This window comes from Clostridium sp. LBM24168 (assembly GCF_052953915.1).
In genome coordinates this window covers 574,623-586,762 of record NZ_CP196861.1, presented here as the reverse complement: position 1 = coordinate 586,762, position 12,140 = coordinate 574,623, and the positions used below count along the sequence as shown (strand labels likewise).

Annotated in this window: 13 protein-coding genes; all 13 read right to left on the bottom strand. The window is 37.5% G+C overall.

Going from position 1 to position 12,140, the window contains the following annotated elements:
- Nucleotides 1-47: 47 nt before the first annotated feature.
- Nucleotides 48-227, bottom strand: coding sequence for a DUF5049 domain-containing protein (locus ACSVC9_RS02875; RefSeq protein WP_446898879.1), 180 nt, complete (start codon nt 225-227; stop codon nt 48-50).
- Between the two features lie 6 nt (nt 228-233).
- Nucleotides 234-440, bottom strand: coding sequence for a gamma-glutamylcyclotransferase (locus tag ACSVC9_RS02870; RefSeq protein WP_195603669.1), 207 nt, complete (start codon nt 438-440; stop codon nt 234-236).
- A complete protein-coding gene (locus tag ACSVC9_RS02865) occupies nt 433-903 on the bottom strand; it encodes a gamma-glutamylcyclotransferase family protein (protein ID WP_446898878.1) in 471 nt (156 codons plus the stop codon). The genes ACSVC9_RS02870 and ACSVC9_RS02865 overlap by 8 nt, the downstream gene beginning before the upstream one ends.
- A gap of 31 nt (nt 904-934) precedes the next feature.
- Nucleotides 935-1,843 carry an amidoligase family protein gene (locus tag ACSVC9_RS02860; protein ID WP_446898877.1) on the bottom strand — a complete coding sequence of 303 codons (909 nt, stop codon included), beginning with the start codon at nt 1,841-1,843 and terminating at the stop codon, nt 935-937.
- A gap of 2 nt (nt 1,844-1,845) precedes the next feature.
- Nucleotides 1,846-2,022, bottom strand: coding sequence for a hypothetical protein (locus ACSVC9_RS02855; RefSeq protein ID WP_446898876.1), 177 nt, complete (start codon nt 2,020-2,022; stop codon nt 1,846-1,848).
- A gap of 77 nt (nt 2,023-2,099) precedes the next feature.
- Entirely contained in the window at nt 2,100-3,320 is a 1,221-nt protein-coding gene (locus tag ACSVC9_RS02850) for a site-specific DNA-methyltransferase (RefSeq protein WP_446898875.1), read from the bottom strand.
- On the bottom strand, nt 3,310-3,747 hold the full coding sequence (locus ACSVC9_RS02845) for a helix-turn-helix domain-containing protein (protein WP_446898874.1): 438 nt from the start codon (nt 3,745-3,747) through the stop codon (nt 3,310-3,312). Before ACSVC9_RS02845 ends, ACSVC9_RS02850 begins: the two co-directional genes overlap by 11 nt.
- A gap of 208 nt (nt 3,748-3,955) precedes the next feature.
- Nucleotides 3,956-4,312 (bottom strand): HNH endonuclease, encoded by a 357-nt coding sequence (locus ACSVC9_RS02840; RefSeq protein WP_136710952.1) that lies wholly within the window; start codon nt 4,310-4,312, stop codon nt 3,956-3,958.
- Between the two features lie 271 nt (nt 4,313-4,583).
- Complete coding sequence (locus tag ACSVC9_RS02835; RefSeq protein WP_338433255.1) at nt 4,584-4,979, bottom strand: RNA polymerase subunit sigma-24; 396 nt, start codon at nt 4,977-4,979, stop codon at nt 4,584-4,586.
- On the bottom strand, nt 4,972-6,348 hold the full coding sequence (locus tag ACSVC9_RS02830; protein ID WP_446898873.1) for an SNF2-related protein: 1,377 nt from the start codon (nt 6,346-6,348) through the stop codon (nt 4,972-4,974). Before ACSVC9_RS02830 ends, ACSVC9_RS02835 begins: the two co-directional genes overlap by 8 nt.
- The gene (locus ACSVC9_RS02825; protein WP_039652104.1) at nt 6,323-6,610 is read right to left on the bottom strand and encodes a VRR-NUC domain-containing protein; all 288 of its coding nucleotides are present in this window, start codon (nt 6,608-6,610) and stop codon (nt 6,323-6,325) included. Before ACSVC9_RS02825 ends, ACSVC9_RS02830 begins: the two co-directional genes overlap by 26 nt.
- A gap of 291 nt (nt 6,611-6,901) precedes the next feature.
- Nucleotides 6,902-9,265 carry a VapE domain-containing protein gene (locus ACSVC9_RS02820; protein ID WP_446898872.1) on the bottom strand — a complete coding sequence of 788 codons (2,364 nt, stop codon included), beginning with the start codon at nt 9,263-9,265 and terminating at the stop codon, nt 6,902-6,904.
- 9 nt (nt 9,266-9,274) lie between these two features.
- Nucleotides 9,275-12,133, bottom strand: a complete 2,859-nt coding sequence (locus ACSVC9_RS02815; protein ID WP_446898871.1) for a DNA polymerase — start codon at nt 12,131-12,133, stop codon at nt 9,275-9,277.
- Nucleotides 12,134-12,140: the final 7 nt, after the last annotated feature.

Genomic DNA, 12,140 nt, shown 5'->3' with positions numbered 1-12,140 from the left:
CATAAGAAAAGAGCATACTTTCTTTGTAAGCTCCTATAAAACCAATCTTATTTCTGCCCGTTTAATATGAAATTTGAATACTCCTGCTCATGCTCTTCTAAGAAATATGCCAGTTCATAAAATTTCCTGTTATAAGCTTCCTTATGAATATTAACGATATCAAACATATTGTACTTTCCATCGTCTCTTATTGATAAAATCTGCCCTGCAATCTTTTCACTCATCATTTTCAATTAACCTCTTATACCTTTGTAGTTATAATTACCTTTTTTGATTTCTTCATGGTCAGCTTTTACTGCCTTATCATAATCCTTATCCTTCTTTTCCTTTTCAGAGCAGGCCAAGCAGATGCACTCTGTATTGAGCATTGACATTATTCTACCTTTATCTAAGAAACCTCCGCACCTGTCGCAGGTTTCCTGTGTAAAAAATTTATCCATAGCTGCCTCCTCTTAGTTCAGATAAACATTCTGAATACGCAATCTCAAGAGTTTTCAAATCAATTTTGTTGTCAGAGTATCCTCTGGCAATTACTCCAAAATAGTATTCTGTAGGAGCCGCCGGCACATCTGCATATTCATCTGCCATAACATAAAACATGGCTCCTTTTGATTTATGTCCCAACTTCACTTTAATCTGTTTTTTGATATAAAGGTTTGGGAAACCCTCATACAGATCAAGTGCTCTTTCACAATCTCCGGTTATTTCCCATAAAACCACAGGCACTGATTTATCACCGCAGGGTTCAATGTTTGCGACTCCCTTATATTTTCCTCTGAAGGTCAGTTTATACCCTTCGAGTGTTCCATTTCCTACAACCTTAGCTTTTGGACACCTGCAGTTCATCTGTTTCAGATTCATATTTGAACCGTAGGCACCATAAAGTTTAGTTTTTTCCGGCATTTTCTCATTTCTCCTTTGCAACAATTTAGTTTCAGGCAGCTTTTGGATTTCTCCAGGCTGAATTCCCGTCAAGTGATTTCATAAGATGTCGTCTGCAGTTTTTAAATTCATCACCTATAAGCCCGAGTCTTAAAAGCCAGCACCTGAAGGTGTACTTTTCATTGTCCGTATGTGTGCGTTTCGCCATCGCCCTCTTCTGGACTAATGCTTGATGGCTTACTGCCAGGCAGAAAACAATGTAACTTCTGATTTTTCCTGCGTGCATAGTTCCGTTAAAAAGTCTGAATTCAATGGTACCTCTGGTAAAAGTACTGTGAAGGTTAAGGCCGTGATACCTGCTAGTATGGTAATGGCGTTCCCTGCTTTCAACGCCATAGCCGCTGTACCAGATATCGGCAAGTTCTTTTAAAGTCTTGGAATTTTTTATATTTATGGTTTCAATCAAATCCTCATTGATCTTCTTGCAGTATCTGACTCTTTCCGGATCAATTTCAAGGCTTTTGTAAATTAAATCTTCCTTTGAAGCCATGAGGTTAACCAAATTCTTTAATGTACCGGGAGTATGCTTCTCTGCTCCTATGTGAATGTGAATACCGCATTTAAGCCTGCTTTCGCTGACTGCACCTATATGTCGTAGTTTTCTTATAAGTTCCTGCAGAGTTTCTATATCCTTATCATACTTTAGAATAGGTGTTACAAGTTCCACGCTGTAGCTTCTGTCTGCCGGAACAAGCGTTCCTTTTTCATTTTTCATTGTCCGGATACTAGCATCACTCATTATTTTCCAAACTCTGCTGTTTTGTGCTGTTACCTTGTAAGTATCGTAGCTGTCATATATTCTTCTGATTTTTCCTTTAAGAAATTCTGAAACAACTTCAGCGGCTTTTTCCCTGGTTATTCCTGTCATTTCAATTTCCACGCCGATTGTTTGATTCTTCAAGCTTAACCCTCCAATCTCACAATGTATCCAAAGCTGTTTGAATAAATCTTATAACCCTGGCAACCACTTTTTTGTGCTGTTTTCATAAGCTTCAATGCCTTTTCTTTGTTTTCTGCTTTAGTTCCATTGTAAAATTTGAATTCTCCATCTTTGGTAAGCCTTCTTAATTCTTCTTGCATTTTGTTTTCCCCTTTCAAAGTGTGTTTTTTGTTATACTATATATCACTCTAAAACACATATATATCAAGGGTTTTATTCACTTTTTCTGAATATCTTTATAAGTAATTTTTTCTCCATTTCTTAATAAAGATACACCCTCATCAGTAGCTGCTTGCTCAATATATCTTTTGACAATAACATCCACATACTTTTCATCAACTTCAATGATATAACAAATTCTATCTGTCTGTTCGCAGGCAATGAGAGTGGATCCACTGCCCCCAAAAGGATCAAGAACTATAGAATTAGTCAGACTTGAATTGGTTATTGGATAAGCCACTAAAGCTATAGGCTTCATTGTTGGATGGTACTTTGATTTTTTAGGTCTGTCAAAATTCCAGGTAGTTCTCTGTTTTCTGTCTCCGTAAAATTTATGCCCCGCAGTAGGCTTCCAGCCTACAAGTACCGGTTCGTGATTATATTGATAATCACATCTTCCAAGAACCGGAGAATTTTTTACCCATATACAGGTCTGATGGCAGAAAAATCCTGCATTTTTAAATGCTGTTCTAAAATTCACAGTTTCCCGGTCAGCATGAAATACATAAATTGAACCACCGTCTGCAAGGTTCTCGTACATACCCCTGTAGGCATGAAGCAGAAAATTATAGAACTTTTTATCTTCCATATTGTCATTTTGGATTTTACCAGCAATTCCTTCATAGGCAACATTATATGGGGGATCTGTTACAACCAGATTTGCTTTCTTCCCTTCCATAAGTTTTTCATAGGTTTCAAGTTCTGTACTGTCACCACAGATTAAACGGTGTCTGCCAAGCAGCCATATGTCTCCCTGTTTTGTAATAGGTGTTTCCGGAGGCGGTTCGTCAAATCCATCTTTTTCCACACCTTCAGGATAAATTTCATTAAAGAGTTCATCAATCTCAGGAGGATCAAAGCCAGTAAAAGATGTATCATAGTCCAGACTCTGCAAATCCTTTATAAGGTCAGCAAGTAATTCCTTATTCCATTCCCCGCTGATTTTATTAAGAGCAATATTCAGCGCCTTTTCTTTAGTCTTATCAATATCAACAATCACACAGTCAATCTCGGTGAATCCAAGTGTCTTTAACACCGATATCCTCTGATGACCGCCGATTACAGTCAGATCACTGTTAACAATAACAGGATCGACATATCCGAACTCACTGATACTGTTCTTTATTTTTTCAAATTCACTGTCTCCTGGTTTAAGTTTCTTCCTTGGGTTATATTCAGCAGGTATAAGCGAATCTATGTTCAACTTTTTAAATTCCAATTTCATCACCCCAGAATCTATCTTTTATATAACAGTTATGGCTGCAGTATTTTCGTTTCTTATTGCCATAAACTCTGAATTCCTTTCCACAATACGCACAGATGTATTTGTAAACAGAGGAAGGATTTTTATTTCTTTCACTCTGGTGCTCCTTCCACCATTTTCTTCTGCATGCTTCAGAACAGAATCTCCTTGTTCTTCCCTGACTTTTCTGCTTAATAGGTTTTCCGCAGCAGGCACAGAGCAGATTCCTTTTTAATTTTTCTTCTACATTAAGTGCAACCACGCATGAGTTTCCTCCTAATCCGTTGCGCCTGCAGAATCCTCTGACACTGTCTCTTGACAGTCCTAAAAGTACTGCAATCTTTTTATATCCCATGCCCTTCTGCCTTAACTCTCTTATTTTTTTCCTGTCATCATCTGTCATAGCAGATGCTCCTTTCAATAAACTTTTACGCAGTAAAAAAGCAGCTGCAAGATACTACAGTTGCTTAATCAGGCCTTTATATTCTGGAATTTTTCATTACCCCCCTTGTTTAATTCTGCGAAAATTCACACGAGAGGGGGCGGCGGTCATCTGCCTGTCCCATTTAGAGATATTGACCCCCCTGGGATTCTGATAAAATTTCTTCGGATCAAAATTTATATTCCTGATATCTATCTTCAGTCATAGTCTTCTTATCATGGCACCTCTTACAAAGCGGCTGCCAGTTGCTTTCATCCCAGAACAAAGTCCTGTCACCTCTGTGAGGAACAATGTGATCAACAACAGTTGCTTTAGTTAGCTTTCCCCATTTTCTGCATCTTACGCACAAAGGATTAGCTTTGAGGTATCTGTTTCTTGCTGCTCTCCATCTACTGCCATAACCTCTGCCTGCTGTGCTGTCTCTTTCTTTAACATAAAGTTTTTTATGTTCTTCACAGTATCTTCCTTCTGTAAGTTTGGGACAGCCTGGATGCTTACAAGGTTTTAGAGGTCTTTTCGGACTCATTTTTCTTTACTCCTGTTCTCATTTTCATAATGCATCTCGGAAAGATACAGTATAAAAGATCTCTGCTTATTTTATTACTCCAAATACATTTTCTGCACCTGTGAACAAACATATTTATTCCTCCAAATAAAAAAGCTCCCAAGGTAATCTCCTCAGAAGCTTTCATTTATTATTTTTTTGGGTTATAAAAAACTCCCAGACTTTTCTGAGAGCTTTTTATATTTCTATGCTATTATTCTAACATATATAATCGGGACAAAAGGGACAACTTTCAATTTTTCTTTAAATATCTATAGGCAAGTTTTTTAATACTGTCTTCTGTATTCCCGCCGCCAATGCTAAATGCAATCTGTCTCCAGCTAAGCCCGTTTACATATCTCAATGTCATAATCATCCTCATCTGACTGTCATCAATACTTTCTATATACCTGTTAAGTCTGTTGAGTTCATAGAAACACTTCTTCAAATTTAAATTCAGCAGTTCCTTAAGGTCTGCAATTTCAGCAACGTATCTGCCTACTTTATCTGATATTCCTGTGACGTGCGGCATACCTGTTATTCTTGATGTATCTGAAACGGCAATGCATTCCAGTTCTTCTATTCTGCTTTTTAACTGCTCAATCTCCCGGTTAAGATAATAAAGCTGTGAAAGTTCTTTTTTATTCATAATCCCCACCGCCCGTTCCTGCTTTAACTGCATCAATCAGAGCTGCCTGGCTTGTATCTTTATTTTCAAGTGCCTTCATAACACGTTCGTCTATTGTATCCTTAGCTAGGATATGGTGGATAACCACAGTATGATTTTGTCCCTGCCTCCAGAGTCTTGCATTTGCCTGCTGGTAAAGTTCAAGGCTCCAGGTAAGACCAAACCAGATAATAGTACAGCCTCCGTATTGAAGGTTAAGACCGTGTCCTGTAGAAGCCGGATGACAGAGAGCTGTCTGAGTTTTTCCCTCATTCCACTTTTCAATATCCTCTGAAGTGTTAATTTCTCCTGCATTAAAGCGTGCTTTAATCCTATCTCTGTCATGTTTGAAGGCATAATATACAAGTACTGGTTTGCCGTTAGCTGATTCTATTAAATCTTCTAAGGCATCTAACTTTCTGTCATGTATATATTTCACATCATTAAATTCATCATAAACAGCACCATTTGCCATTTGGAGAAGTTTGTTTGCGAGAACTGCCGCATTTGCCGCATCTACATCACTGTCCTCAAAAGGAAGGAGTAAATCCCTCTCCAGCTTTCTATACAGTTTCATCTCTTTTTCTGAAAGTTCCACTTCTACTTTGTTTAAAATACACTCAGGCATTTTTAAATAATCAAGAGCCTTCATGCTGATGCATATATCTGAAATCTTTGTATAGATTTTTTCTTCTCCACCTTCATTAACAGCATAGTCAGCGGGTATTCCGCCGTTGATATATTTTTGTGGATGAAAATATCTGCCTCGGTAGCCGGTAAAAGTTCTTCCAAGTCTTTCTCCTCTATCTAAAAGATAAATCTGACTCCAGATATCCAAGAGCCCGTTAGGAGCAGGCGTTCCGGTAAGTCCTATAATCCTTTTAATCTTATGTCTGACTTTCTTTAGAGCCCTGAACCTTTTAGCTGACGGTGATTTAAAACTTGAAAGCTCATCAATAACCACCATATCAAAAGGCCAATCATTTTTATAAAAATCCACAAGCCATGGAACATTCTCTCTGTTGATGGTATATACATCTGCTTTTCTATAAAGTGCCATTATCCTATTTTTCTTGCTTCCCAGTACCTTTGAAATGTTTAAACATTTTAGATGCTCCCATTTTTCTATTTCATCCTGCCATGTAGTATCAGCTACTCTAAGAGGTGCGATTACTAAAACTTTTGAAATATCAAACATATTATACATAAGTTCTACAATTGCAGTTAAAGTGATTACACTTTTGCCAAGGCCACATTCCAAGAAAAGTCCTGCTGATTTATGTTCTAATATAAACTCTGTTGAAAAAGCTTGATATCCATGCGGTTTATAATTTACTTTTTTCAATTTCATCTATAACACCTTCTATATCTTCTTTTCTATCTATGCAATAAACTAAAAATCCTAATGATTCTAATTGTGTTTTTCTTTTTATTTGAAGAGGTCTCATTTTCTTTCCTGGTGCTTTTAATTCTACAAATGCTATTTTGCCTTTAGGGAGGAGCACCAGACGATCTGGCACTCCATTCACATTAGGAGAAATAAACTTTAATGCTAATCCATCTCTTTTTTTCACTTTTCTAATTAGTATCTGCTCTATATCTTTTTCTCTCATTTTACTGCCCTCCATGCTTTTTTTATAGCTGAGATTATGATTTTTACCTTCCATCTTTAGTTCTTAAGGCTGTTTCTTAGGGTTTTAAACTCTTACGCGTGCGTATATCTACGTGTGTACCTTATATACTCTATATATAATATATATACATACTCTATAATATAGATAAGAACATAAGAACTAATATAGTATAAAGCCTTGTTTTATATACATTTGACACAAGTTTTTAAAATGTACCTGTTTTAATCTTAAGTATCTTAAAAACATTTATTTAGTTCTTGTAAACTTGCATTAGTTTTCATCTCTTATATATGTTAATTGCGGACCGTAAATAGGAATCCTCATCTTACCAAATTTATTACCCCTATAACGCTTCCATCCTCCTATTTTTACTAAAATACCTTGTATTTCAAAAGAATCACTTCTTCTTATATCTTCTTTCTTTTTACCAAAACATTCACACCAAATCTCTTGAATGCATACTTTTTCTCTTTTTACAGTACCTACTAAAGTTTCAGTGCCAAATTCACTGTCACCTACTAAAAAATTACGTCTTTGAAATAAGTCCATCTCATCCCAATTATCTGGCAAAAGTGTATTTAAATAATCTCTAACAAGACCTTCACGATCATCTTCTTCCATGGCTTCCTGTTGATGCTGATAAGCCATTACTGCTGATTCTCCTTTTAATGTTAATTCTTCTCCCGCTTTATACTTTACAATTGTCTCCGCCCAAATTTGGTCAACCTCTTTCTGGCTGAGTTCATCCCAGACACTCTTTTTACCTAGTTTTACCTGGACAGGCCAGAATCTCCTGTTGCCTGTCACATCTCTCAAAAAACCTTTTTCTGCGTTGGTGGTCCCGACTATGATGCACTGTCTCGGGTGGTTTTCAACAGTTACTCCATAACTCTGGCGGAATTTATCATCCGTCCTTGTGATAAAGGATTTAACTGTTTCAACATCCATCTTTCTGAGGCCTGCAAGCTCCCCGAGTTCTAAAATCCAGTAACCCTGGAGCTTTTCCGCCGCAGCCTTATCCCTCATATCTGATATTGTCAGGCTGTCAGAAAACCATCTTCCTGCAAGCTTTGAAAAGAAAGTGGATTTTCCAATTCCCTGATCACCGTTTAAAATTAATACATAATCAAACTTTATCCCCGGTTCATATATCCTGGCCACCGCTGCAGCTAAAGTTTTCCTCATTACATCCCTGGTATAAATATTATCCTCAGCATCAAAGTAGTTAATAAGAAGAGTATCCACCCTCTCTATTCCGTCCCAGGCAGGCAGCGAATTAAAATAATCTTTAATCGGGTGGAATGATCTCTCCGAAGCTCCCGCAAGCAGCGCATCTTTAAACTTCCCCGGTGACCAGATACCGTACTTTTTATCCAGATACACCTTGGCGCAGGAGAGATCCGAATCGCTCCAGCCCTGCTTTACCTGTTTCCACGGAAGCTGTCCGTTAACATCTATGGTATGCGACAGCTCATTGTACGAAATGGCTCTGAACATGCTGTCATGGCGGAGTATTTCTGTTATGTTGCTGAGTGTGTCTTTGACCGTCCCATTTTTATTAATTTCCAGGTTAAGCTCCCAGTCATTATCAAACTCTTCTCTGATATCTTCCTCACGTTCTTTTGAAAGCTGTCTTTTCACCTTCTCATCTTCCCTGCAGAACTCCACCATTGCCTTATAAGACAGCAGCTGTTTATTTTCATCTGCTTCATCATCCATATCTCCGTAACGGTGAATTCTTACCAGGTCAAAGGAATTTAAAAGTTTCCCACAGGCGGGATCCGTGGCATGATGTGAATACGCGTATCTATTTTCATATATAATCACGCCAGCTGAAGAATCAGCAGGTATATAGTCATATCTGTCCTGAATTACACTGGGTGCATAAATATCCGATAAAAAAGTCTCTATAGTTTCCACAATGGTATAACTTCTGCAGAATGCGCCCACCATACCTTTCTTCTCCAGTGGATCTTCCTGCTTCTTAACAGCTTTTTGTATAACAGCTGTCTGCCTTAAGGATACAGGCCAGGAAGACGTATCCTTCCAATCTTTATACAGTGAAAGAATACTGTCAGGATTTAAAAATTCCCCGTCAATCACTTTAAAGAAATATTCACCGTCAGCTGAGGTGCTTGGCCAGTACATCAGTCTGTTGGGTTCATATGTTGTATCATCAAACAGTTCAATTCCAATTTGCTTTGCTATCATACGTGACACAGCCTGATATTCATCTGCTGTCACATGTCTTAACAGTGGAATAATAATTCTGAGTCTAGGCCTTTCGGGAGTATGCTTATGAGTGGAATATATACAGCAGGTATAGTCATATAGCATTTCAATATTTGAAATTATATTTTCAACATTATCTGCATAATCCATATCCAGGGTTATCACTGAACGTGAAATTACATTTTCCTTCCTGCGTCTCCCATCTTTAAGTTCTCCTGCTACAAACCCTCCTACATCTTTTACATTATCCTGCTGAAATTTCTTCATTTTTCTGTAATCTACCTGGGTTTCACTTGTAACAGTGGTATGGGAGAGTCTTTCTGTAAACTCATCCCAGGTCACTGATTGTTTTTTCCAAAATTTATCCTTACGGCTGTTGCCGGTTGAAATAACAAAATTCATGGTAACCTCCTAGTCTTTCATATAAAAATTGCATTCATAGCCATCTGCCTTTAAAGGTAATCCTTTTACCCATTTAGGCGATTCTGCCATAATTGCACACATTTCTTCTACAGAACCTTCTCCTATAGGTACTTCACATATAACCTCATCGTGTACATGGGCAACTATCTTATACCCGGCTTCATCTAATCGTAGCATGGCTTCTGCCAGCAGATCTCTTGAAACAGCCTGCACAATATTTTCTACAATTTTAGGCCCATAAGTTTCTATTCTCTCCCACTTCCTGGCTGTTCCGATTCCCTCATAAGTGAGTCCTTCTCTGCCAAATTTATTTAATCCAATCCTTGGTTTTACGTAAACAAGATTTCTTCTAGATGGCAAGTTGACAAATAACATTCCACTTTTATAAGTAAAGTTAATACCATGGGTAGATATTTTACCTCTTTCTTTCACTGCTTTAACAGCTGCCCTGTCCACATCCCACCAGAACTTCACAATATGAGGATTAGCTGATCTCCAGTTATCTATGAGACCTTGAAGTTCATGTTCTTTAACTCCCATTTCCAGAGCCCCCATGGATTTTAATGCACCAACACCGCCGCCATATCCACAGGAAAGTTCTGAAATTTTCCCTTTCTGTCTTAGCGGACTGCCTTTAGTAATACTTTCAACAGGTACATGAAACATCATAGATGCAGCAGCTTCATAAATTTTTCCGTGAGATGCGAAAACCTCGAGTCTCCATTTTTCACCGGCAAGCCATGAAATTACCCTCGCCTCTATTGCCGAGAAGTCAGCTACTATAAAATGGTACTTCTCTTCAGGGATAAAATTAGTCCTGATAAGTTCAGACAACACACCGGGTACATTTCCAAACAACAATTCCACATCTTCAAATCTTCCCTCTTTTATTAAACCCCTTGCAAGTTCTAGATCCTTCAGATGATTTTGAGGCAAATTTTGAAACTGGACTAAACGCCCTGAATTCCCAGTTATCCATACCTTTCCATTACGTCTAACTACAAAGAAACCAGTATTTGTTTCTGCACAATATACCTTCCCCCTATAGAATTTTTTAGCAGGCTTATTTTTTATTTCATTTTTGCCCCCTGGATTAAGCCAAATATTTACTATATAGGCATCATTCCAATTCTTATTTGCTCTTACCTTTTTAACAATTGTTGCAGATCTTCCTGAAAGATTAGCTAGTGCTTGGATAATATCAGCATTTTGTTTATTTGTTGTTGAATATTGAATTGAATTAGGTCCACATCTGTAAGCATCCCAATATTCCAGTTCATCAAAAATGACATCCGCTGATTCGTCCAATAACCACATTTGAAAAGTTTTATTTCTAAACGTTCTAAGCCAGAGTGGAAGCATTCTGGATTTTATAGATATTACACTTGAATCATTTCTTTCATGAATAGTAAATACAATTGCTGCCCCCCTTAATAGTCTTTTACAGCGCTCAATTTTTCTAACTTTACTAAAATGAAATCTAAGATCACCATCTTTTGTATAATATCCATCTGCCTGAGTCATAATTAAGATTCTTAATTCTATATGCTCTAAACTACAATTTGTTATACGTCTTCCCGTATAAGGTATACTGAATCGTTTTTTAGATAGATTTAATATAGTATCTATACTCCAAAAGCCATTTTTATTCCAATACGGCATTTTATGGTCTGGCGTACTTAACTGAGAACACCTCTGCGATTCCAATAAATACATTTCTCCCTCATAATCAAATTCAAGAGTTCTCGATTTTTGAAATGAAATAAATTCAGTATCAGGTGACCAGCAAGCTATATTTCCACCTTTCCATTCATCAAGCCTCATCCATCCCTCCGAAGTAAGAACTTCATGGTCTCCAGTTAAACACCATCTTCCTGTTCGATTGGCTCCATAGAACTGAAACAATCCGTGAACTCTGCCGTCCAAGCAGACTGCTCTCTCAACAGCTTCATATTTTTTCACACTGGTTTTAGCCATTAAAAGTCTCAGCTTTAAGGCTTCTTCCACTTCACCTTCTGTTTCATCTATTAGTTCAGTTACTGCCTTTTTTGAAAGACTTTCTACCTTAACACCATGTTCTTTCAGCCAGCCTTTCAGCTGTGCTACAGAATTAGGATTTTCAAGTCCTGTTAACTCATAAGCTTTTTCTGTAGCTGCAACTGTGAACTGTTTATCGCAGGAAATAGCTTCTTCTACCAATTTCATATCCACCATTAATCCACGATCATTTATTTCCTGGTCCAGTATATAAAATTTCTGCTCTTTTTCTGATATAGGATAATTTTTTATCTTTTCACGAATGGAAAGTTCCACCTGAACATCTCGTATATTATATTTTTTGAATATTTCCCACTTTTCAGGTGCATCTTCCGGCATATTTCTCGTTCTTCCACCATTAGCAGCAGTGGCTCTGCAGGGTGTACAAAAATATCTAATCAATGCCTTGCCTTCATCCATTTTCTGCTCATTAAGTTTAAGTAATTTACCTACTCCCTCCAGATTAAGCGGCAGACCTAACATTGAAGCCTGTACTTCTGTACAGATCCAGGAAGAAGGCTTAAGATATATATTCCTATGAAGTACTCTTGAGAGATACTTCATTAAGCAGACCCTTTCAAACTGAGCATTAAACGCTGTTTTGGTAACATCATCATCAATTAATGCATCTATAATAAATTGAGGTAATTCCTCACCACTGCAAATATCTATTAATTCTACAGAACCGCCATCTATACTGTATCCAAATAGTATAATGTCAAAGTTCGGGCTGTCAGCATATCTGTACACTCCACACCTGCCAAGGTTCACATCAGAAAAAGTTTCTATATCTATAGATAATATTTTCATATATTTA